17 protein-coding genes, 10 tRNA genes and 2 rRNA genes are annotated in these 22,218 nt (G+C 44.2%); 4 read left to right on the forward strand and 25 right to left on the reverse strand.

Annotated elements, in window-relative coordinates; all coding sequences use genetic code 11:
- Window positions 1-11: 11 nt before the first annotated feature.
- Entirely contained in the window at window positions 12-992 is a 981-nt protein-coding gene (locus NYE23_RS20100) for a zinc-binding dehydrogenase (protein ID WP_341080283.1), read from the reverse strand.
- 12 nt (window positions 993-1,004) lie between these two features.
- Window positions 1,005-1,502, reverse strand: a complete 498-nt coding sequence (locus NYE23_RS20105; protein ID WP_341080286.1) for a lactoylglutathione lyase family protein — start codon at window positions 1,500-1,502, stop codon at window positions 1,005-1,007.
- A gap of 204 nt (window positions 1,503-1,706) precedes the next feature.
- Between NYE23_RS20105 and NYE23_RS20110 the strand changes: the two genes are divergently transcribed.
- Window positions 1,707-2,396 (forward strand): hypothetical protein, encoded by a 690-nt coding sequence (locus tag NYE23_RS20110; protein ID WP_341080289.1) that lies wholly within the window; start codon window positions 1,707-1,709, stop codon window positions 2,394-2,396.
- A 52-nt stretch (window positions 2,397-2,448) separates the two neighbouring features.
- On the opposite strand, the gene NYE23_RS20115 is transcribed toward NYE23_RS20110, so the two are convergent.
- Window positions 2,449-2,583 carry a BA3454 family stress response protein gene (locus tag NYE23_RS20115; RefSeq protein ID WP_341080291.1) on the reverse strand — a complete coding sequence of 45 codons (135 nt, stop codon included), beginning with the start codon at window positions 2,581-2,583 and terminating at the stop codon, window positions 2,449-2,451.
- Window positions 2,584-2,648: 65 nt separating this feature from the next.
- The gene (locus tag NYE23_RS20120; RefSeq protein WP_341080293.1) at window positions 2,649-3,212 is read right to left on the reverse strand and encodes a hypothetical protein; all 564 of its coding nucleotides are present in this window, start codon (window positions 3,210-3,212) and stop codon (window positions 2,649-2,651) included.
- 179 nt (window positions 3,213-3,391) lie between these two features.
- Here NYE23_RS20120 and NYE23_RS20125 point away from each other — a divergent pair, with 179 nt between their 5' ends.
- On the forward strand, window positions 3,392-4,615 hold the full coding sequence (locus NYE23_RS20125) for an MFS transporter (RefSeq protein WP_341080295.1): 1,224 nt from the start codon (window positions 3,392-3,394) through the stop codon (window positions 4,613-4,615).
- Between the two features lie 203 nt (window positions 4,616-4,818).
- Here NYE23_RS20125 and NYE23_RS20130 read toward each other — a convergent pair whose 3' ends face one another.
- The gene (locus NYE23_RS20130; RefSeq protein WP_341080297.1) at window positions 4,819-7,905 is read right to left on the reverse strand and encodes an efflux RND transporter permease subunit; all 3,087 of its coding nucleotides are present in this window, start codon (window positions 7,903-7,905) and stop codon (window positions 4,819-4,821) included.
- Between the two features lie 94 nt (window positions 7,906-7,999).
- Between NYE23_RS20130 and NYE23_RS20135 the strand changes: the two genes are divergently transcribed.
- Window positions 8,000-8,836, forward strand: a complete 837-nt coding sequence (locus NYE23_RS20135) for a TetR/AcrR family transcriptional regulator (RefSeq protein ID WP_341080299.1) — start codon at window positions 8,000-8,002, stop codon at window positions 8,834-8,836.
- Window positions 8,837-9,093: 257 nt separating this feature from the next.
- On the opposite strand, the gene glmS is transcribed toward NYE23_RS20135, so the two are convergent.
- The 7 genes from glmS to sigW all read right to left on the reverse strand — a co-directional run bounded on the left by glmS (window position 9,094) and on the right by sigW (window position 16,307).
- The gene (gene glmS / locus NYE23_RS20140; protein WP_341080301.1) at window positions 9,094-10,896 is read right to left on the reverse strand and encodes a glutamine--fructose-6-phosphate transaminase (isomerizing); all 1,803 of its coding nucleotides are present in this window, start codon (window positions 10,894-10,896) and stop codon (window positions 9,094-9,096) included.
- A gap of 95 nt (window positions 10,897-10,991) precedes the next feature.
- Window positions 10,992-11,117 carry a hypothetical protein gene (locus NYE23_RS20145; protein WP_341080302.1) on the reverse strand — a complete coding sequence of 42 codons (126 nt, stop codon included), beginning with the start codon at window positions 11,115-11,117 and terminating at the stop codon, window positions 10,992-10,994.
- Between the two features lie 258 nt (window positions 11,118-11,375).
- The gene (glmM, locus tag NYE23_RS20150) at window positions 11,376-12,725 is read right to left on the reverse strand and encodes a phosphoglucosamine mutase (protein WP_341080304.1); all 1,350 of its coding nucleotides are present in this window, start codon (window positions 12,723-12,725) and stop codon (window positions 11,376-11,378) included.
- Between the two features lie 36 nt (window positions 12,726-12,761).
- Entirely contained in the window at window positions 12,762-14,084 is a 1,323-nt protein-coding gene (locus NYE23_RS20155) for a CdaR family protein (RefSeq protein WP_341080306.1), read from the reverse strand.
- Window positions 14,077-14,904, reverse strand: coding sequence for a diadenylate cyclase CdaA (cdaA, locus tag NYE23_RS20160; RefSeq protein WP_341080308.1), 828 nt, complete (start codon window positions 14,902-14,904; stop codon window positions 14,077-14,079). Before cdaA ends, NYE23_RS20155 begins: the two co-directional genes overlap by 8 nt.
- Before the next feature lie 186 nt (window positions 14,905-15,090).
- Window positions 15,091-15,726, reverse strand: coding sequence for an anti-sigma factor (locus NYE23_RS20165; protein ID WP_341080310.1), 636 nt, complete (start codon window positions 15,724-15,726; stop codon window positions 15,091-15,093).
- 17 nt (window positions 15,727-15,743) lie between these two features.
- Window positions 15,744-16,307 (reverse strand): RNA polymerase sigma factor SigW, encoded by a 564-nt coding sequence (gene sigW, locus NYE23_RS20170; RefSeq protein ID WP_341080312.1) that lies wholly within the window; start codon window positions 16,305-16,307, stop codon window positions 15,744-15,746.
- Between the two features lie 174 nt (window positions 16,308-16,481).
- On the opposite strand from sigW, the gene NYE23_RS20175 reads away from it, so the two are divergent.
- Window positions 16,482-16,640, forward strand: coding sequence for an aspartyl-phosphate phosphatase Spo0E family protein (locus NYE23_RS20175; RefSeq protein WP_341080314.1), 159 nt, complete (start codon window positions 16,482-16,484; stop codon window positions 16,638-16,640).
- 41 nt (window positions 16,641-16,681) lie between these two features.
- Here the strand turns inward: NYE23_RS20175 and rocF are convergent, their stop codons facing one another.
- From rocF to NYE23_RS20240, 13 genes are all read right to left on the reverse strand, one after another.
- Window positions 16,682-17,587 carry an arginase gene (gene rocF / locus NYE23_RS20180; protein WP_341080316.1) on the reverse strand — a complete coding sequence of 302 codons (906 nt, stop codon included), beginning with the start codon at window positions 17,585-17,587 and terminating at the stop codon, window positions 16,682-16,684.
- Window positions 17,588-17,778: 191 nt separating this feature from the next.
- A tRNA-Ala gene (locus NYE23_RS20185) sits at window positions 17,779-17,854 on the reverse strand.
- Between the two features lie 3 nt (window positions 17,855-17,857).
- Window positions 17,858-17,932: transfer RNA gene (locus NYE23_RS20190), tRNA-Gly, on the reverse strand.
- Window positions 17,933-17,999: 67 nt separating this feature from the next.
- A tRNA-Lys gene (locus tag NYE23_RS20195) sits at window positions 18,000-18,072 on the reverse strand.
- Window positions 18,073-18,223: 151 nt separating this feature from the next.
- A tRNA-Gln gene (locus NYE23_RS20200) sits at window positions 18,224-18,298 on the reverse strand.
- Between the two features lie 64 nt (window positions 18,299-18,362).
- Window positions 18,363-18,446, reverse strand: a tRNA-Tyr gene (locus tag NYE23_RS20205).
- A 16-nt stretch (window positions 18,447-18,462) separates the two neighbouring features.
- Window positions 18,463-18,538 (reverse strand) — tRNA-Thr (locus NYE23_RS20210).
- 5 nt (window positions 18,539-18,543) lie between these two features.
- Window positions 18,544-18,619 (reverse strand) — tRNA-Val (locus NYE23_RS20215).
- 4 nt (window positions 18,620-18,623) lie between these two features.
- A tRNA-Glu gene (locus NYE23_RS20220) sits at window positions 18,624-18,698 on the reverse strand.
- A gap of 27 nt (window positions 18,699-18,725) precedes the next feature.
- A tRNA-Thr gene (locus NYE23_RS20225) sits at window positions 18,726-18,798 on the reverse strand.
- Window positions 18,799-18,834: 36 nt separating this feature from the next.
- Window positions 18,835-18,909, reverse strand: a tRNA-Asn gene (locus NYE23_RS20230).
- Window positions 18,910-18,928: 19 nt separating this feature from the next.
- A 5S ribosomal RNA gene (gene rrf / locus NYE23_RS20235) occupies window positions 18,929-19,045 on the reverse strand.
- 125 nt (window positions 19,046-19,170) lie between these two features.
- Window positions 19,171-22,106 (reverse strand): 23S ribosomal RNA (locus tag NYE23_RS20240).
- Window positions 22,107-22,218: the final 112 nt, after the last annotated feature.

Raw genomic sequence — 22,218 nt, forward strand, 5'->3', positions numbered from 1 at the left:
GCTCTTTTTAATTAAATTAGCTTGGCCACAATTTTCCCCTTAACAGCCCGCTCAGATAAGCGCTTCAGAGCAGAAGGAACTTCCTCGAGAGCAATCACTTCTTCAAGAAGCGGACTTATCTTTTTTTCTTGCATTAATTTCAGCATTTCATCCCCCATTACCGAGAGATCTGTCTGTTCTGCCAGGTTATTGGATTGATGAGCACTCCCAAGAGCAACCATATGAAAAGATAATGGATGAGCAAAGGAAACGGCCTGTGAAAAATCAGGCTGTCCTGCTATAAAAGCCAGCTGGCCATTAAATGCTAAAGCTTTCAGTGACTTAGTGGCATTATCTCTGCCTACCGTATCCAAGACGGAATGAACACCTTTTCCTTCCGTGATTTCCAGGGTTTTTTCAACAAAGTCATCCCTTTTATAATCTATAGGATAATCAGCACCAAGACTCCTCACATATTCATGATTATGGGAAGATGCCGTAGTAAGAACGGTTAAACCTGCAAGTTTGGCCAGCTGAACAGCAAATCCGCCTACACCGCCTGCACCTGCATGGATTAAAATGGTTTGTCTTTTTTGAATGTGGAGCTTGCGGAAAAGCGATTGATAAGCTGTATATCCGGCACACGGCAAAGCTGCTGCCTCTTCAAAAGATATGGAGTCAGGAATGCGCGAAACGGTATGTGCGGTCGTTACTGCAAATTCAGCAAAGTTTCCCTTTTTGGTTAAATCGCTATGGTAAACAACTCTGTCTCCAGGCTGCCATCCTTGTACGCCTTCGCCGACTTCTTCGATAATACCCGCCGCGTCAACTCCCAGAATATGGGGATATAGCCAATTTGGATTGCCGCCAGTCGCTGTTTTATAATCCACAGGGTTCAAACCAGCCGCATGTACTTTAACCAGAATTTCTCCTTTTTGAGGCTTTGGTTTTTCGGCTTCCCCGATTTTCATCTCTTCCCATAAGCCTTTTCCTTCTAATAATAAAGCTTTCATGATGCTCCTCCTTTAATAAGCGCCCTGTGAATAGGTAAGCTCATAACTGTGTGAATAGATTTCCAGCAGGTTCCCGAACGGATCTTCACAGTACACCATTCGATACGGCTTTTCTCCTGGATAGTATTCCCGAATTGGCATTCTCTGTTTTCCGCCATGCTCCACAATTTTCTCCACAAGCCCTTCGACATCCGGATCTTGCACACAAAAATGAAAAATGCCTGTCTTCCAGAACTCGAAGTTATTTTCAGGATCCTCATTATTCGGAAATTCAAATAGTTCAATTCCCACTTTATCAGAAGTAGACAGGTGGGCAATTTTAAAGCTTCCCCAGCCTGGACCAAACACGTCTGTGCACATCTGCCCGATTGGGCTGTTATCTTCAATTACCTCAGAAGGCTCCATGATGACATACCAGCCGAGCACCTCCTGATAAAAATGGACAGCTTTAGTGATATCCGGCACGGAAAGCCCTATATGCGAAAACGAACGAGGATATGGATTATTCATTTTTTCATCTCCTTATAAAGAATAGTAATTAGTATAGTATTCCCGCTTATTGTTTGTTAAGCAGGCACTTTTAAGTACCTGTTGCTTACTTCCCATCCACCTTCCATAAATTCCATATTTTTCAGGTTTGTCCCTCTTATTTTTCAAAGTTATACTTAAATGTAATGGAATGGAAAATATGAATTCTAGCGGGGGGATATGATAATGAGAAGAGTGTTGCCGGCACAAATTATTTCTCATAGTCAATTTGGTTATAGGAAGATACCATCAAGTGTCCGATGCGAGTGTCCTAAATGCAGTAAGCCGAGCCTTTTTACGATAAAAGCAAATTACAATCATACAAGCAAGTCAAGCATACTTTCCCATGGGAATTGTTCGGCCTGTAAAAAGGAATCCGTTTTTATCATGATACTCAATCAAGATGACCAATCAAGCGACGAGACTATTCTTTATATCTATGATCCTAATTCAGCGAAGGAGCTCCTTACTCAGCTGGAGAAAATAAAGGAAGTGCCGGGAGACCTGACACGCGCCTACCGATCAGCTTTAAACGTCAGCTATTCCAAAGATACGATTGCAACAGCCGTGATGTCCAAGCGGGTCCTTGAGAGTATCCTGAAAAACTTCCTTGGTGAAGAAGTCAAAGGGCAAAACCTTTCAAAGCAGTTTGAACTGCTGCCAAAACATGTTGATTTAGCAAGGCCTCTGCAGTCTTTAAGCCAGCTGGCACAGCCAGGCAGCGCCTTTTACGAGATGCTTGATCTTGAAAAGGATATTGATCTGGATATGGCCTCCCTGCTGATGGAGCTTTTAGAGAGTTTAATAGAGTACTTATTTGTCCTGCCAAATAAAATTGAAATGCTGCAGCAAAAACTAAATCAAAAACTTCACTGATCCCATATTTAACCCCCTTATCTTCACTGATTAAGGGGGTTCTTTTTTACTCTTAATTATTCAACTGTCTTCTGATCTGGTCTTCTGCCTGCTTTAAAATTTCTTCGTCACCGGCTTCTTTATTTGTTATGATATTTGTTTGGTATTTTAAACCTTCATAGTCAACTGTAACTGTAATTTCTTTCATTTTTCCTGATCCTTTCCTGATGTTTTACTATATAAATACCAACAAAAGAACGATTTAAAACTTCTCTATGCCGGTTTCATTTGCTCTTCCAAAATACGGGCCAGCCTTTCTTTCATTTCCTCTTCCGTTACTACCAGGCTGTGGCTGTACATTTTCGTCTTTAGAATAAGTTCGCAGCTTTCATTTACTTCCGGAGAATACCCATAGTATTTGTGATCTAAATCTATTTTTTTGAACTGGAAGGATTTCAGGTTTTTCCATGGAACAAACCTGCTTCCGCTTATAAAGCCGTCATCATAGACTGCAAATACATTAAGGATATCTTTGGCGTTGATTAATGGGATAAACAGTAGATAGAGATATGTCCAGCTAAATTTCATATTATATTTACCGAGTATAAACATAGCGATTAGAAATACAAGCATAACAGCATACATAGTGAGCCCCAGCTTGTTCTTGGAGATAACAGCGCTGTTCGCTGTTTTTTGGGGGAATTTCCTTACTCCTCTCAGATCATTCTTATCTGAAGGAATAAGGGCAGTTTTCTTCATCTTAGTTATGAGGATAATATAGTGATAGCTGAAATAGATAATAAATAACAGAAATATGACCTCGAATAATAATTTCATCGCACCCGCCTCCTTATTCATCTTTACGATTCTATATTGGTAAAGTTTCATCATTACAAAATTTATTATTGTGTTAACAAACTAATTTGAATATAATCTAATTAGATATATATCTAATAAATTACCTCTTCCAGCAGATTAAATAACTATCGAATCAATTTACGCTGAGGTGCGTTAACATGACAAATTGGATTGTATGGAAACAGGAGAAAAATTATCAAAAGCTCTTTTGGGCTGGTGTCATAAATGGAATTGGAAATCGATTTACACAGGTTGCGCTGCTTGCGCTGCTCTACCGTGTAACCGGCTCTGGAGTCGCAATCGGACTTTTATTCGCCATTCGCATGGCACCCTTTTTCTTCATTGCCCCAATAGGGGGCATGCTCGCAGACCGTTTTTCCAAAAAAGCCATTCTGGTGACAGTGGACTTGCTGAGAGTGCCGGCGGTCCTCTGCCTTCTTTTCGTAAGGGAACCGGGGGATCTATGGATTGTTTATACAAGTGCACTCCTGATCTCAATGGGCGACGCCATCTATTCACCGGCCAGGATGTCTGCGATACCTGCCCTTGTAAAATCTGATAGGCTTATATATGTAAATGCGATTGAACAAGTCATGATTGGGGCAGTTCTCATTTTGGGATCAAGCACCGGAGGGATCCTCGCCTACTTTCTGGGAAACCATGCTGCTTTTATGATTAACGGCCTTACCTTTCTGTTATCAGCGTATCTGATCTCCAGGATGGTTTTCCCGTCAGTTTCTGAGGAACACAGGAGGAAACCGGGAACATCGGGAGCCATTTCACCAGGGAAACTGATTCTTGGCTCTTCCGCACTGATTGCCTTTTTTATTATGATGCTGACCATGCCGCTCGCCAATGGTATAGATAATATTCTTGTCAGCATATATGGACTGGAAGTTTTTGATATGGGTGAGTTGGGTGTTGGTTTTATGTATGGCGCACTGGGTATTGGCCTTATTCTAAGCTCCTTTTTTTCCCATATGATGAAACGCAGCCTCCTGGTGCTTGCGATCATCTTTATCGCATTAGAAGGCACCGGCCATATTTTATTGAGCCTTGCACCAAGCTTTTATGCTGCTCTTCTCACCGTTGTGCTGATCACTTTTGCGGGCGGGCTTGGCAACATATGCCTGGACACGGTCATGATGAAATTTATACCCCGATCCAAACAGGGAACCTTTTTTGGTTTAATGCAGATGGTTTCAAACCTTTCACTGGCTATCTCCATGGGCACAGCAGGATTCCTGCTGGAGATATTTGCTCCAAGGACCCTTAGCCTGATCATTGGCCTGGCCTATCTTATTTTTGCTATTATGTATGCACTTTTATTTGCAAGAGTCGATCTTGTAAAAGAAAAGAGGGAGTTTATCAGGGGGATTTAGTTGAATAAGAAAAGCGCAAGCGCCTTGCCCACCCCCGACAAGCACAAGACGAGCCTTACGGAAAGGCGTTCTTTGCCTTTTTGGGAGGATCGGCTTGTGACCTCGAGGAGGTAGGCGCTGGAGCTAGACAATTATCGACGTTCAAAATTTTATACTTTCTTAAAAAGCCCTGCAGGCATTCATTTATCCTGCAGGGCTTCCTTTTAGTTTTCTTCGATTTCTCTGCGGTTTTTCTTAAACATCTTCGATAATACTTCGTACACAATCGGCACAATGATCAGGGTCAATAGTGTCGAGCTTGCCAGACCGCCGATAACGGTAATCGCAAGGCCTTTGGAGATAAGCCCTCCACCGCCGCCGGATCCGATGGCCAGTGGAATTAATGCGCCAATTGTTGCAATGGCTGTCATCAGGATAGGGCGAAGGCGGGTTGCTCCAGCTTCCAGCACAGCTTCCCTCATGACCAGGCCGTCACGTTCCATATGGATGATCCGGTCCACCAGAACGATGGCATTGGTTACGACGATACCAATTAGCATCAGCATTCCCATCATGACCGATACAGAAATGGTTTCACCGGCAATTAATAAGCCAACAAACGAACCAATCACGGCAAATGGAAGGGAGAAGAGAATCGCAAATGGCGCCACTCCTTCTCGGAATGTGACAACCAGAATAAAGTACACAATCGCGATCGCAGCAAGCATCGCAGCGCCAAGCTGTGTAAATGTCTCATTCATATCCGCCTGAACGCCGGCTACACCGACTGTTACACCTTTCGGCAGATCCAATTTATCAATCGCTTCATCTGCTGCAGATGTAGCCTTTGAGATGTCATCGCCTTTTACCTTACCTGATACGGTTGCATAGTACTCACCTTTACTGCGGGCAAGCGTGTTATGTGTTGTCCCCTCTTCCACTGTGATCAGCTCGGAAAGAGGCATGGTTGTACCCAATGCTGTCGGTACTTGAGTCTCCAGAATATCCTCAACGGATTTCGGCTGTTCCGCCTTCTCCTGCTGGACAATGACTTCAAGGGTTTCACCATCTTTTTCAATCGTTGTCAGAACATCCTTGGTGTTTGAAGGATTCAGCATCATGACAATTTGACCCGCTGTCAGACCGTACTGCAGCAGTTCATCCTGCTCCACATTGAAGGTATACTCAACAAAGGCATCTTCTGCACTTGAAGAAATATCCTCCAATTCTTTATTTTCCTTCAGCACATCTTCTACCATTTTGACAGCATCATTCAGTTTATCTAAATCTTCACTGTAGAATGTGTAGCTGACGTCATTGGTTGAACCGGACATAGATGTAAAGCTCTGGCTCTTCCACTCACCAGATTGTCCAATATTAAACACATAATCTTCTATTTCTTCACGGACTTCAAGAAAATTATCCATTTCAGGGTCAAAGATCAGGTACATTAAAGCTCCGCCTGCACCTCCGCCCATCATGGCAGCCATTTGGTCTGCTTCTTCGGTTACAGATATTTGAACGATGTCAATATCATCACGTTTAAGCATTTTTTCTTCTACTGCTTCAACGTTCTTTAATGTTTCTTCTTTCAGTTCTCCAGCTTCAGGTGTGTACGTTAAGTACATCACTTTTTCTTCTTCACTGCCCATAAAGCTGAATCCGATCATTGGTGTCAGTGCTAAGCTTCCTGCCAGCAGGACAACGGCAATGATGGAAGTAATAATCTTATGATTAAGAGACTTCTCAAGTATGCTTTTATACCATTTTGATAGCTTTCCAGCTTCTTTGTGGCTGCCTTCCGTTTTTTCACTATATAATTTCTTTTTAAACAAGAAATGAGATAGTGCCGGAACAATGGTGATCGCTACAAGAAGTGAAGCACCGAGCGCGAAAGTCATGGTCAAAGCGAATGGCGTAAACAGCTCGCCAACCATTCCTCCGACAAAAATGAGCGGCGCGAATACAGCAACGGTTACCAATGTCGAGGAGAGGATTGGCTTGAACATTTCAATCGTAGCTTCTCGAATAAGTGCGCGCCCTGTCAGTTTTTCTTCCTTCAGATGAAGGCGGCGGTAAATATTTTCAACGACTACAATTGAGTCATCAATAACACGGCCAATGGCAACCGTAACGGCTCCCAATGTCATGATGTTCAGCGTAATATCCATCCAGTGAAGCAATAGGAGCGCCATAAAAATCGAAACTGGAATTGATACGATCGAGATGATCGTTGATTTAAAATCACGCAGGAACAGCAAAATAATCAAGACTGCGATCAGCCCGCCGAACACAGCCTTTTCAATCATAGTTGAAACGGATTCTTCAATCGGCTTCCCCTGGTCAAGTGAAAGATCTATGACAAGGCCATCAATCTTTTCCTTTTCTTCCTTGATTAATTCTTTGACATTGTTGACCACTTCAACAGTGTTAGCCTGCTGTTCTTTGACGATTTGAATGGCAATGGCATCATCACCATTTGTACGGGATACAGATTGCACCCTGCCGACCGTATCAATCTCGGCAATGTCGCTCAGCTTTACAAAAGGTGACTGGTTTTGTGCAGTTGGTGTTACCGGGATGAGCATGTTCTTTAATTCATCCTCGGTCATGAACTTGCCGTCCACTGCGACAGCCTGCTCACCCTCTTCAAATTCGTAAAGTCCCAATGATACAGCCATGTTGCTTGCCTGAATCATTTCCTTTACTTTATCTTCGGTGAGCTCAAGCTCAGCCAATTTTTCTTCGTTGTATGTGAGCTGCACTTCTTCCACATGCTGGCCCGTGATGGTCGCTGATGCTACACCATCAATCTTTTCAAGTTTTGGCAGTATGATATCTTCTACCGTTGAAGTTAACTCAACGATATCCTCTGATTTGCTGCTTACACTCAGCGCAGCAACCGGCATCATGTTCATGCTGATGGCCGTAATTGTCGGTTCCTGTGCTCCTTCCGGCAGCTCCACTGCATCCAGAGCAGATTGAAGAGCACGCTTGGCTTCGTCCATATCAATACCATATTCATATTCCACTTGGATATTCGACATGTTAGAATATGAATTTGAGTAAACATATTTAACGTCTTCAAGACCTTCGACGGCTTTTTCGATTGGGATGGACACATCATCCATCACTTTTTCAGGAGTTGCCCCCGGATATACGTCCATTACCATTAAGTAAGGAATTGAGACATCCGGAATAGTCTCCATATTCATCCGTGTACCTGAATAAATGCCAGATACCGTGATAATAATTGTTAACAGCCAGACTGCAAGCTTATTCTGCAGGACAAAATTCACTAACCCTTTCACTTGTGCACCTACCCTAAATTGACTTATTAGACTCAATTACATATAATAATGACCAGGTGGTCATTTGTCAATCATAAAGGAGTGACATTCTTACATGAGCAAGAAGCAATTAATTATGGAAAGCGCTTTAGAACTCTTTGCCAAGCAAGGGTTTGAAGCTACCTCTGTTCAGCAGATCACCGAGCACTCCGGTATTTCCAAAGGAGCTTTCTACTTATCATTTAAATCAAAAGATGAATTGATTATGGCTTTGATCGATCAGTTTATGGAGCAGTTCATCTCAGATGTTGACCGAATAGTCAAAGACCCGAATAACACAGGCGGAGAGCTTTTAAGGAAGTTTTATTACACCACTTTCCACTCCTTTCAAAAGCATTCTGACTTCGCCAAGGTTTTTATTAAGGAACAAGCGCATACTTTTAATGAAGAACTGCTATCAAAAGGCCGCCACTTTGACCAATTAATTGATGATATCACCCTATCGATGCTGGATCGGCTATATGGTGAGGCTGCCCAGCATACAAAATATGATTTAATTTATTGCATTAAAGGCTTCATGCATGTGTACTCTCATTTATTTTTATTTTTCAATATACCTTTGGATTTGGACCTTCTATGCCGGTCACTTGCGGAAAAAACGGACCTGCTGGCAAAGCACTCAACCATTCCGTTTATAACAGACGAGCTCTATGACACGTTCAGGAAGTCCGGACATGAAGAGGTGACAGACGGGCAAATGATTGAAATCATGGAGCAGAAAATAGAGGAATTAGAAGATTCAATTGAAAAAGAATCCCTCGTCCTCCTAAAGAAGGATGTACAGGAGCGCAGCCTGAGTCCTGCTATCGTTCAAGGGCTGATTACAAATATTAGAAACATTCCTCAAAGCAGATGGATTGCTTATCTGCTTTTAAATTACTATGATCTATAGAAAAAAAGGCAGAATGCTTTATCGAGCATCCTGCCTTTTGTATTCAACTTGCTCCTGACATGGATACCAGCAGCATTGTTCAACTAATCTCCCGTTTTCTACTGGCGTTTAATTGTTGTTCCCTAATTTGCTTCTTTATTCTCCTGTCTTTTGTTAGAATCCAGCTTCCCCGCTTTTGGACAAAAAAACGAGGAAAACTGGAGGCAATCCTCCAATTTTCACTCGTTTTAGGGAACATCTTTTTTATGAAATACCCCTTACTCCACAGTAACCGACTTAGCCAGATTACGCGGCTTATCTACGTCACACTCGCGGTGCAGCGCAGCAAAGTAAGAGATCAATTGTAATGGTATTACAGAGATAAGAGGTGTTAATAGCTCGTTCACTTCCGGAATGATAAAGCTGTCTTCTTCTGTTTCCAGCCCTTTCATGGAAATGATGCAAGGGTTTGCTCCGCGGGCAACAACCTCTTTAACGTTGCCGCGAATGCTTAGGTTTACACTTTCTTGAGTTGCCAGAGCAATGATTGGCGTACCGTTCTCAATTAAAGCAATGGTTCCGTGCTTTAATTCTCCGCCTGCAAAGCCTTCAGCTTGAATATATGAGATTTCTTTCAGTTTAAGTGCACCTTCAAGGCCGACATAGAAGTCGATTCCACGGCCAATAAAGAACGCATTGCGAGTAGTGGAAAGGAATTTGCGTGCAATGTCTTCGAACTCTTCCTTTGCATCACAAAGAACTTCCATGGCATTCGCAACGATGCCGAGCTCCTGTACAAGGTTGAAGTCCAGCTCCAATCCGCGGCTCTTCGCAGTTACTTCTGCAAGAATGGATAATACAGCAATCTGGGCTGTATAAGCCTTTGTAGAAGCAACGGCAATTTCAGGGCCTGCATGAAGCAATAAAGTGTAATCCGCTTCACGGGATAGAGTTGAACCTGGAACGTTTGTAATCGTTAACGCCTTATGGCCCATTTCCTTAATATTCACAAGCACGGCACGGCTGTCTGCTGTTTCACCGCTCTGAGAGATAAAGATAAATAACGGCTTCTCTGAAAGCAATGGCATATTGTAGCCAAACTCACTTGAAATGTGAACTTCAACTGGGATTTTTGCGATTTTTTCAATAAACTGCTTTCCAACAAGTCCTGCATGATAAGAAGTACCTGCAGCAATGATATAGATGCGGTCCGCATCGTTCATCGCGTCAACGATTTCCTGATCGATCGTCAGCTCGTCATTATCATTTTGATACTTCTGGATGATTTTGCGCATCACTAAAGGCTGCTCATCGATTTCTTTCAGCATGTAGTGCGGGTATGTTCCCTTTTCAATATCGCTTGCATCCAATTCAGCTGTATATGGATCGCGGCTGATAGCCTCACCATTCAGTGTCTGAATCTGAACAGCATCTTTTGTGACAATAACGATTTCTTTGTCCATCAGTTCAACGTACTGATCTGTAACCTGCAGCATCGCCATTGCGTCAGAAGCGACTACATTGAAAGTTTCGCCTAATCCAACCAGAAGAGGGCTCTTGTTTTTCGCTACAAAAATCGTTTCATTGTTTTCCGCATCCAAAAGGGCAATAGCATAAGAGCCTTTTAATAGTGTCAGCGTTTTACGGAACGCTTCTTCAGTACTTAATCCCTCGCTCACGAATAAGTCAATCAGCTGAACGATGATTTCTGTATCTGTATCACTTTGAAGAGCTACTCCCTGCAAATATTCACGCTTTAAGATGTCATAGTTCTCAATAACGCCATTATGAACAAGCGTAAAACGACCGGAATTGCTTTGATGAGGATGAGCATTGACTGTGCTTGGAACACCGTGAGTCGCCCAGCGGGTGTGTCCAATTCCAGTGTTTGCCATCACATCTTCATCAACAATATTGCGAAGGTCCGCAATACGGCCTTTTTCCTTGAAAACCTGAACGCCATTTTCATTCATAACTGCGATTCCAGCTGAATCATAGCCTCTATATTCAAGCTTTTCCAAGCCTTTTAATAAAATTTCCTTTGAATCTAAATTTCCGATATATCCAACGATTCCACACATACTTCTTTTCCTCCTAATAATGAAGGGGCAAGAAGCCTTTTCGGGGCAGTCCTGCCCCTTATCTCTGATTTTTTATATTCGCCGCTCTGTGGGCATTACAGCCTTTTGAAAGAGCGTTTTTTAATATTAGCATTTCCTTCTCTTTGTCCATTCAGTTGCCTGAATGTTTTAAAGAAGAAATCATCGGTTGTGCTTTCAACCGGGAGGCATCCGCCGAACATTCGATAAACCTCCTCCTCGTCAACTAATCCTTGCGTCCAGGATCAGTTCAGGCGCTTTAAATTAATAGTCTCTCTCACTATCCACCTTTCTCTTTTTGAATGAAGCTGTCCTGTATTCTTAAATACAAAAACAGGACTATCATACATCAAAGTCAGACTTCCGTCAACAAATATGATATAGAAAAGATGGAAGCTGCCATATATAAAAATATGCATAAGGGAGCTCAGGAGTTCCCTTATGCATATGAATTGTGCTTTTTACTCTTTCAATCCCATTTCACTCTCTACAACAGCAGCAATGCGCTCTACATATGAAGCACATAGTTCACCTGTTGGCGCTTCTGCCATTACGCGGACCAGCGGCTCTGTTCCGGAAGGACGGACAAGAATGCGGCCGTTTCCGTTCATTTCTTCTTCAACCTGTGCAATGACTTCTTTTACTTTTTCATTGTCTGTCACATGGTGCTTGTCTGTTACACGGATATTCACAAGCTTCTGCGGAAACTTCTTCATTTCGTTTGCAAGCTCAGATAATGGCTTTTTAGTTACCTTCATAATGTTCACAAGCTGAAGCCCGGTCAAAAGTCCATCTCCTGTAGTGATGTAGTCCAGGAAAATAATATGTCCTGACTGTTCTCCACCAAGGTTATAACCATTCTTCTTCATTTCTTCCACAACATAGCGGTCGCCTACAGCTGTCTGCACACTTTCGACCCCGTTGGCTTCCAGCCCTTTATAGAAACCAAGGTTGCTCATGACAGTAGAAACGACTGTGTTCTGCTTAAGTCTTCCCTGTTCTTTCATGTATTTTCCGCAAATATACATGATTTGGTCGCCATCCACAATATCGCCATTTTCATCAATAGCAATCAAACGGTCTCCGTCTCCATCAAAAGCCAGACCAACATCTGCTTCTCTCTCCTTTACAAAGGCAGAAAGTGCTTCAGGATGAGTAGATCCGACGCCTGCATTGATATTTAATCCATTAGGAGATGCGCCCATCATGGATAAATCTGCATCAAGGTCAGCGAATAAGTGCGTTGCAAGAGGCGAAGTAGCTCCATGCGCACAATCAAGCGCAATATGAATGCCGGAGAAATCTTCATCAACTGTCTGCTTTAAGTACTGAAGATATTTCTGTCCGCCTTCAAAGTAATCATTTACCTGCCCCAGGCTTCCTCCGACCGGTCTTGGAAGCTGATCCTCTGCCATATCCATTAATTCCTCAATCTCCGCTTCCTGAGCATCGGACAGCTTAAACCCATCCGGGCCAAAGAACTTGATTCCGTTATCTTCAACCGGATTATGAGAAGCAGAAATCATGACTCCAGCCTCTGCCCCCAATGCTTTTGTCAAATAAGCAACACCAGGCGTTGAAATAACTCCAAGACGCATAACTTCTGCTCCAATTGATAATAGCCCTGCTACAAGTGCGCCTTCCAGCATATGGCCTGAAATACGGGTATCCCGGCCGATTAATACTTTCGGACGATCATGGTCTTTCGTTAATACATAACCCCCAAAACGGCCCAGCTTAAAGGCCAGCTCCGGTGTCAATTCACTATTTGCAACTCCGCGTACTCCATCTGTACCGAAATATTTACCCATTTTATAATCGCTCCTTCTTACTTTTAAAAAACTATATTAAGCTTCTTCTTTTTTTGTTATCGTTATGGTCGCTTTACCTGCAGCAGGCTTTATATCCACATCTGTAGGGCCCTCTACGTTGATTGGCACCTCATGATCACCTTCTCCAAGGTCTGCCAGGCTCAAATACAGATTAAAATCGTCCGCTTTGAGATCTTGAACTCTGCTGCTTTTCCCGGTAACCGTAATACTTGTCCTTCCGGAAGCAGGATTTTTAAGGACCGCTTCATATTCTTCTGATAAGCCGGCTAAGTTAATGGCAAGGCTGGAAAAGGTCTTGGTTACCTCCTGATCCTGTGCCTGTGCCTGTGTTTCTTCGGCAGGCTCCTCTGTGTTTTCCTCTTCTTCTTTTCCTGCATTCTCCTCAGTGCTGACGTCAATGGACGCCTTCACTGTTTTAGGATCTACTGCTGAAATCCCATCCGGGATAATAACCGGCAGGGTTAGCACAGTATCTTTCTGAATCTTGCTGACATCTACCTCTACCCTGACACTTTCAGTCTCATTCAAAATATCTTCCCGGCCCGTTATTGAAGCCTCATTAACATCAAGTTTAATCGAATTAATGGTTACCCCATCTTGAGCTTCCCCATTCCGGACGATCGTAATAGGCACCGTCTTGCTTAACTGCTTAACCGGAACTGTTACCCGAATCACCTGAGGCTCCACAACGACATCAAGCTTATTCATCTCACGGTCCAATACCCTGACTGTTGCATCATCAGCGATTGTCTCGGTTATAGGGCCCTTCACATCCAGAGTGGCTTTGACAAAACTGATCCGCTCGATCACTTCTTTGGCTCCCGTGATTTTAACCGTCTTTGGTTCTGCAGATGCCGCTTCAGCTGTATAGCCCTCACCAAGAAGGCCATTATTAAATTCTGCATCCACTTTGAATTCCTGTGTGACTTTTTCGTGGACGGTCACATCTGCATATTGAGGGTTAATGGTCACATCCAGTTTATCTGAGATATCGCGGACCTTTATTTTCACTCTTTGAGAGCCAATTTCAGCATTCGTTAAATCTGCATAAACTTCAAAGTTCTGCAGTTTTTTTGCTTGCTCCAGGTGGCTTTTGGGGCCTTTGATACTCAAATCAACTGTGTCAGGAATACCGGTAACGACCAGGTTTTCCGTATCATAATAGCTTTTCACGGGGACATCTTCAATAATGTCTGAATCCTGCTGGCCAGGAACGTTTGTTACTTTCAGCTCCTTATCTGCATCATATACAGAATAAAACAGAAAAAAGGCCAGGATCAGGGCGACAATTTTCATGAACCAGCGGGTATCAACCAATTTATCAATTAATTTATCCATTCCTTTTTCCCCTCCAGTTCCAACGACCTGAAGAAGTCTGCTTTATTTTTTGCTGCACAAGCAATTCATTGGAAAGCATATCTTTAAAAGCCTCTGCTTTTAAATCACGATGCAGTTCACCGTTTTTGGTTAAAGAAACATTTCCCGTTTCCTCTGAAACAATAATGGTAATACTGTCGGTTACTTCACTAATGCCTAAAGCAGCCCTATGTCTGGTGCCCAGTTCTTTTGAGATGAAAGGACTTTCTGACAGAGGCAGATAACAGGCTGCTGCCGCCACACAATTCTTTTGAATGATAACAGCTCCATCATGCAGCGGTGTATTCGGTATAAATATATTAATCAGGAGCTCAGATGAAATTTTGGAATCCAGCCCAATCCCGGTTTCAATATAATCGTTCAACCCTGTTTCCCGCTCAACTGAAATTAGCGCGCCAATGCGCCGTTTAGCCATATAATCTACAGCCTTCGCAATAGACTCGACCAGTTTCTCCTGATTTTCCTCCTCCTGATTAGCCGTCCTTGAGAAGAATCTTCCTCTCCCCAATTGTTCCAATGCTCTTCGCAGCTCCGGCTGGAAAATGATTATGATGGCCAGAAATCCCCAAAGAAGCACTTGTTCCATCATCCACCCTAAAGTTTGCAGGTGAAACATGTCACTTGCTACTTTAACCAGGATAATGACAAAAATCCCTTTCAGTAATTGGACAGCCTTTGTTCCTTTAACAATCATTATGAGTTTATAGATGACGTACCAGACAAGGAGAATGTCTATTGTATTAGCCAACAATTTCATTATAGAGAGATCCGCAAACGACATTATCCTTCCTCCAAATATATATTTCAAAAGCAAAAATGCCTAATGTTCCTTTATGTAACTTTCATATTATATCATATTCATCGCTAATTCCAATTTTGAAACAGCATATGCCATCTGGAAAATTCAGCATTGTCATTTGCATACTAAGAATCCCTGCTTTATAGCAGGGATTCTCTTTATTATTGACTACTTTTCTTTGTCTGTTTCTCCGGTTTCAAAGACATTTACAGCATCCTTTGTTGCGGTTTTGATGTGATACCACAGCCATTCGAATATGGCATCTACCTCTTCAATTTCACCGGTAACATTACCGGCCGAAGCCATATACTGCTGGCCATTGATGACCGTAGCATTTCCGTCTATTTCGCCCTTGATTTCCAAGTCGCCGTTCTTAACTACAACATCGCCTTTTACCACTTCACCTTCAGGTACAATCACTTTATCGTTTTGCACCACGAGGTTCGGCTGCTTAGAAACGGATAATTGTTGATCCTGATCCCAGGAAGATGCGATGCTTCCCATCATCAGAACAAGAAAGAGTGACGCCGCCGTTAAAAGCGGATGATGCCTGAACCAGCGCTGAACCCCGACCTTCCGCTTTTCTTTTGGCAATTTTGCCATAACATTTGCCGTGAAATTTTCAGGTGCCTGTATATGTGAAGTGCTTTGGACTAAAGCGATCGTTTTCTTTAATTCATGGAAATGAGTCTGACACTCCACGCAGTTTTGCAGATGTGCCCTTAATTCCTTCTCATGTTCGGCTGAGATCTCTTCATCTAGGTACTCGTGCATATAAACAACCATTTCTGCTGGACATTTCAAAGTTCTCACCCTCTTTATTAAACATATCTTAATTGATTTCTAAGAGCTTCCCGTCCCCGGTGAATCCGGGTCTTTACGGTTCCCAATGGAAGATCGAGCGTTTCACTGATCTCGTTCAGCGATAATTCTTCAATATATTTTAAAACAATAACCGAACGATATTTTTCAGGAAGCTTCGATATTTCTCTTTGGATTGTTTCCTGCAGTTCCAGGCTTTCTACATCATCCTCCGGCAGCCTCGCATCTGAAGCGATTTGAGAATACATGTTCAATCCATCCGTTCCGGCGACCTCTGCATCCAGATAATAATCAGGCTTCTTTTTTCTGATTCTGTCTATACAAAGGTTAGTGGCAATCCGATAGAGCCATGTGGAAAATTTCAAGTCAATATTAAAGCTGGCAATATTTACATAAGCTCTTAAGAAGGCCTCCTGAGCGATATCCTCTGCCTCATGCCTGTTTCCCAGCATTCTGTAGCAAATCTGAAAAACTTTATCTTTGTATATTTCAACAACTTCAGCATAAGCATCCTGGTCGCCTTTTAATACTTGCTTTATCCTATTTTTTACGAGTGTCTCCATTTTTTTACCTCCGCTCCAGTGCGGCTAATCGATAATACGAATCGATAGCGGAAAAGGTTTCGTTTTAATTAAAAAACATTCAATTTCTATATTAGCAAATTTTTACTTATTCTGGTTTATTTTTTTTCTTTTAGGGTATAAAAGTACTAAAATTATCGAAAAGGGTTGGTTACAGTGTGTGTTAAGGAATTATTGAGAGATATAGAGGATTGCCGGACAAGAATGATTCAATTAGCAGCTTCCGGATCTTTTACAGATCACATGGTAGTTGATACCAGCAATAAACTTGATGAACTTCTAAATAAATATTATACACTTACAGCAAAAAAATGAGCAGAACTTGTCTAAGTTCTGCTCATTTTTATTTTCCTTTATTATAGAAGCTTTTCTCCAAATAGTGAACCCATAAGTGCAACTGCTACAGTAGCTGTTTTGTTTTTGTCATCCAAAATGGGATTAACCTCTACAAATTCAGCCGATGTAATAATTTGTGCTTCTGCAAGCATCTCCATGGCCAAGTGGCTTTCACGGTAGCTGATGCCGCCAATAACCGGAGTTCCGACACCCGGTGCATCATGTGGATCCAGCCCATCCAAATCAAGAGACAGATGAACACCATCTGTATTTCTTTCTTTTAAATATGTAATAGATTCTTCCATGACCTTTGTCATACCAAGACGATCAATTTCATGCATGGTGTACACTTTAATGCCTTTTTCCTTAATAAGCTCCCGTTCTCCTTCATCCAATGACCTTGCCCCAATAATGACAATATTCTCCGGCTTAACCTTTGGACCATATCCCCCTACATTGGTTAAAAGCGGATGGCCCATACCCAGGCTTACAGCAAGCGGCATGCCATGAATGTTTCCTGAAGGTGATGTCTCAGCTGTATTTAAATCACCATGGGCATCATACCAGATTACCCCAAGATTGGAATAGTGCTTCGATACCCCTGCCAATGTTCCAATCGCAATGCTATGGTCGCCGCCGAGCACTAATGGAAAAGAACCGCCTTTTATTGCGTGATCAACTTTTTCTGCAAGCATTTCTGTTTTTTCAGCAATAAGGTGCAAGTTTCGAAGATTTGAATTTGGATCGATTTGAACCTCCGGACGGCCGACAGCAATATCGCCCTGGTCATGAATTTCTTCAAATAAACATTTTAATCGTTCATTCACTCCGGCATAACGAATCGCACTTGGCCCCATATCCACACCGCGTCTCATCTGGCCAAGATCCATCGGCATCCCAATTATCGATAATTTCTGTCTATTCATAATATAAGTCCTCCCTTTCCCTTCATATATACATTTTAACCGCTTTCAATCATATGACTCAACTCGACAAAATCGTGTATATATATGCGCTGCCGGGGGTGAAGGTCCTAATTTTCCGATGTATATATGATATTTATAAAATAAAAAATCCTTAAACCACATGGGTTTAAGGATTGGTATATTATGTATGTTGGTGGAGCCTAGCGGGATCGAACCGCTGACCTCCTGCGTGCAAAGCAGGCGCTCTCCCAGCTGAGCTAAGGCCCCATTTGGAGCGGAAGACGGGATTCGAACCCGCGACCCCCACCTTGGCAAGGTGATGTTCTACCACTGAACTACTTCCGCAGTATATTTGTATTTACAAGTAAGACCTTCAGGACTCGATTCCTAAGGTCTGCGTTTTTCTATAAAGTGAGCCATGAAGGACTCGAACCTTCGACCCTCTGATTAAAAGTCAGATGCTCTACCGACTGAGCTAATGGCTCATAATATAATACTGTTGCCTAAACTGTGCTTCAAAGCCCTTTGGTCTTTGTCGCAGATTTTAAAAGCTTGCCATTCAGAGATGTAACGCCTCGATGCTGCAATCTTTTAAAATCCTCTACCGATTGAGCTAATGGCTCATACTCATAAAAATGGCTGGGCTAGCAGGATTCGAACCTGCGAGTGACGGAGTCAAAGTCCGGTGCCTTACCGCTTGGCTATAGCCCAATAATTACAAAATAAAAAGGACATTCTTAGCTTGTCCAGTTTTTGTGATTTTATTAAGTATAAGTGGTGGAGGGGGGCAGATTCGAACTGCCGAACCCGAAGGAGCGGATTTACAGTCCGCCGCGTTTAGCCACTTCGCTACCCCTCCATCTGCGAAAAACAGATGGTGCCGGCGAGAGGACTTGAACCCCCAACCTACTGATTACAAGTCAGTTGCTCTACCAATTGAGCTACACCGGCAAATATGGTGGAGGATGACGGGATCGAACCGCCGACCCTCTGCTTGTAAGGCAGATGCTCTCCCAGCTGAGCTAATCCTCCATTATGGTGACCCCTACGGGATTCGAACCCGTGTTACCGCCGTGAAAGGGCGGTGTCTTAACCGCTTGACCAAGGGGCCTAGTATTCTAGTTGTCTACATTAAGAGAGCTTCCAACCGGGCTCGAACCGGTGACCTCTTCCTTACCATGGAAGTGCTCTACCTGCTGAGCTATGGAAGCAGCAGCTCATAATTCCCATAAGGGGCTTTATGAAAATGGCTCCGCAGGCAGGATTCGAACCTGCGACCGTTCGGTTAACAGCCGAATGCTCTACCACTGAGCTACTGCGGAAAAGTGGTATTATAAAACAGCCTGGCAACGTCCTACTCTCACAAGGGGACAGCCCCTAACTACCATCGGCGCTGAGAAGCTTAACTTCCGTGTTCGGTATGGGAACGGGTGTGACCTTCTCGCTATCGCCACCAGACTATTTTCAAAAGACAAGTATGATTATACTTTCTTTTGTAGTTTTTTTCAAGAGGAAATTTCATTTTCGTTCCCTCAAAACTAGATAATGTATGAAGAAGCATTTGCCGAGTATTCACCAATGACTTGGTTAAGTCCTCGATCGATTAGTATCAGTCAGCTCCACATGTCGCCACGCTTCCACCTCTGACCTATCAACCTGATCATCTTTCAGGGATCTTACTAGCTTGACGCTATGGGAAATCTCATCTCGAGGGGGGCTTCATGCTTAGATGCTTTCAGCACTTATCCCTTCCGCACATAGCTACCCAGCGATGCCTTTGGCAAGACAACTGGTACACCAGCGGTGCGTCCATCCCGGTCCTCTCGTACTAAGGACAGCTCCTCTCAAATTTCCTGCGCCCACGACGGATAGGGACCGAACTGTCTCACGACGTTCTGAACCCAGCTCGCGTACCGCTTTAATGGGCGAACAGCCCAACCCTTGGGACCGACTACAGCCCCAGGATGCGATGAGCCGACATCGAGGTGCCAAACCTCCCCGTCGATGTGGACTCTTGGGGGAGATAAGCCTGTTATCCCCGGGGTAGCTTTTATCCGTTGAGCGATGGCCCTTCCATGCGGAACCACCGGATCACTAAGCCCGACTTTCGTCCCTGCTCGACTTGTAGGTCTCGCAGTCAAGCTCCCTTGTGCCTTTACACTCTGCGAATGATTTCCAACCATTCTGAGGGAACCTTTGGGCGCCTCCGTTACTTTTTAGGAGGCGACCGCCCCAGTCAAACTGCCCACCTGACACTGTCTCCCGCCCCGATCAGGGGCGCGGGTTAGAATTTCAATACAGCCAGGGTAGTATCCCACCGACGCCTCCACCGAAGCTGGCGCTCCGGTTTCTCAGGCTCCTACCTATCCTGTACAAGCTGTACCAAAATTCAATATCAGGCTACAGTAAAGCTCCACGGGGTCTTTCCGTCCTGTCGCGGGTAACCTGCATCTTCACAGGTACTATAATTTCACCGAGTCTCTCGTTGAGACAGTGCCCAGATCGTTACGCCTTTCGTGCGGGTCGGAACTTACCCGACAAGGAATTTCGCTACCTTAGGACCGTTATAGTTACGGCCGCCGTTTACTGGGGCTTCGATTCAAAGCTTCGCTTGCGCTAACCTCTCCTCTTAACCTTCCAGCACCGGGCAGGCGTCAGCCCCTATACTTCGCCTTGCGGCTTCGCAGAGACCTGTGTTTTTGCTAAACAGTCGCCTGGGCCTATTCACTGCGGCTCATCAGGGCTATTCACCCTAATGAGCACCCCTTCTCCCGAAGTTACGGGGTCATTTTGCCGAGTTCCTTAACGAGAGTTCTCTCGCTCACCTTAGGATTCTCTCCTCGCCTACCTGTGTCGGTTTGCGGTACGGGCACCTTTTCCCTCGCTAGAGGCTTTTCTTGGCAGTGTGGAATCAGGAACTTCGGTACTAAATTTCCCTCGCCGTCACAGCTCAGCCTGTGTGGTAACGGGATTTGCCTCGTTACCGGCCTAACTGCTTGGACGCGCTAATCCAGCAGCGCGCTTACCCTATCCTCCTGCGTCCCCCCATTGCTCAAACGGTAAAGAGGTGGTACAGGAATATCAACCTGTTGTCCATCGCCTACGCTTTTCAGCCTCGGCTTAGGTCCCGACTAACCCTGAGCGGACGAGCCTTCCTCAGGAAACCTTAGGCATTCGGTGGATGGGATTCTCACCCATCTTTCGCTACTCATACCGGCATTCTCACTTCTAAGCGCTCCACCAGTCCTTGCGGTCTGGCTTCAACGCCCTTAGAACGCTCTCCTACCACTGACATCGGAAGATGTCAATCCACAGCTTCGGTGATACGTTTAGCCCCGGTACATTTTCGGCGCGGAGTCACTCGACCAGTGAGCTATTACGCACTCTTTAAATGGTGGCTGCTTCTAAGCCAACATCCTGGTTGTCTAAGCAACTCCACATCCTTTTCCACTTAACGTATACTTTGGGACCTTAGCTGGTGGTCTGGGCTGTTTCCCTCTTGACTACGGATCTTATCACTCGCAGTCTGACTCCCATGGATAAGTCTTTGGCATTCGGAGTTTGTCTGAATTCGGTAACCCGATGGGGGCCCCTAGTCCAAACAGTGCTCTACCTCCAAGACTCTTACTACATGAGGCTAGCCCTAAAGCTATTTCGGAGAGAACCAGCTATCTCCAGGTTCGATTGGAATTTCTCCGCTACCCACACCTCATCCCCGCACTTTTCAACGTGCGTGGGTTCGGGCCTCCATCCAGTGTTACCTGGACTTCACCCTGGACATGGGTAGATCACCTGGTTTCGGGTCTACGACCACATACTCATTCGCCCTATTCAGACTCGCTTTCGCTGCGGCTCCGTCTTATCAACTTAACCTCGCATGTAATCGTAACTCGCCGGTTCATTCTACAAAAGGCACGCTATCACCCATTAACGGGCTCTAACTACTTGTAGGCACACGGTTTCAGGATCTCTTTCACTCCCCTTCCGGGGTGCTTTTCACCTTTCCCTCACGGTACTGGTTCACTATCGGTCACTAGGGAGTATTTAGCCTTGGGAGATGGTCCTCCCTGCTTCCGACGGGATTTCTCGTGTCCCGCCGTACTCAGGATCCACTCTGGAGGGAACGAAGTTTCAACTACAGGGCTTTTACCTTCTCTGGCCGGCCTTTCCAGACCTGTTCATTTACCTCGTTCCTTTGTAACTCCGTGTAGAGTGTCCTACAACCCCAGGAGGCAAGCCTCCTGGTTTGGGCTAATCCCGTTTCGCTCGCCGCTACTCAGGGAATCGCGTTTGCTTTCTCTTCCTCCGGGTACTTAGATGTTTCAGTTCCCCGGGTCTGCCTTCCATATCCTATGTATTCAGATAAGGATCCCATCCCATTACGGATAGGGGGTTTCCCCATTCGGAAATCTCCGGATCAAAGCTTACTTACAGCTCCCCGAAGCATATCGGTGTTAGTACCGTCCTTCATCGGCTCCTAGTGCCAAGGCATTCACCGTGCGCCCTTTCTAACTTAACCGTATTTGACAGGTTCATCGAAGATGAACAAAATCAAAGGTTTTTAACTCTATTTAACATAGAGAGAATTCACTAAAATGGCGATTACTCGGTTATTGCTTCTTCATAATCAT

Origin of the sequence: Cytobacillus sp. FSL H8-0458, assembly GCF_038002165.1 — a bacterium.
Lineage (GTDB): Bacteria > Bacillota > Bacilli > Bacillales > Cytobacillaceae > Cytobacillus.

Coding starts and splice junctions, on each gene's coding strand:
- NYE23_RS20100 (WP_341080283.1), bottom strand. CDS start 992: ATGAAAGCTTTATTATTAGAAGGAAAAGGCTTATGGGAAGAGATGAAA.
- NYE23_RS20105 (WP_341080286.1), bottom strand. CDS start 1,502: ATGAATAATCCATATCCTCGTTCGTTTTCGCATATAGGGCTTTCCGTG.
- NYE23_RS20110 (WP_341080289.1), top strand. CDS start 1,707: ATGAGAAGAGTGTTGCCGGCACAAATTATTTCTCATAGTCAATTTGGT.
- NYE23_RS20115 (WP_341080291.1), bottom strand. CDS start 2,583: ATGAAAGAAATTACAGTTACAGTTGACTATGAAGGTTTAAAATACCAA.
- NYE23_RS20120 (WP_341080293.1), bottom strand. CDS start 3,212: ATGAAATTATTATTCGAGGTCATATTTCTGTTATTTATTATCTATTTC.
- NYE23_RS20125 (WP_341080295.1), top strand. CDS start 3,392: ATGACAAATTGGATTGTATGGAAACAGGAGAAAAATTATCAAAAGCTC.
- NYE23_RS20135 (WP_341080299.1), top strand. CDS start 8,000: ATGAGCAAGAAGCAATTAATTATGGAAAGCGCTTTAGAACTCTTTGCC.
- glmS (WP_341080301.1), bottom strand. CDS start 10,896: ATGTGTGGAATCGTTGGATATATCGGAAATTTAGATTCAAAGGAAATT.
- NYE23_RS20145 (WP_341080302.1), bottom strand. CDS start 11,117: ATGTTCGGCGGATGCCTCCCGGTTGAAAGCACAACCGATGATTTCTTC.
- glmM (WP_341080304.1), bottom strand. CDS start 12,725: ATGGGTAAATATTTCGGTACAGATGGAGTACGCGGAGTTGCAAATAGT.
- NYE23_RS20155 (WP_341080306.1), bottom strand. CDS start 14,084: ATGGATAAATTAATTGATAAATTGGTTGATACCCGCTGGTTCATGAAA.
- cdaA (WP_341080308.1), bottom strand. CDS start 14,904: ATGTCGTTTGCGGATCTCTCTATAATGAAATTGTTGGCTAATACAATA.
- sigW (WP_341080312.1), bottom strand. CDS start 16,307: ATGGAGACACTCGTAAAAAATAGGATAAAGCAAGTATTAAAAGGCGAC.
- rocF (WP_341080316.1), bottom strand. CDS start 17,587: ATGAATAGACAGAAATTATCGATAATTGGGATGCCGATGGATCTTGGC.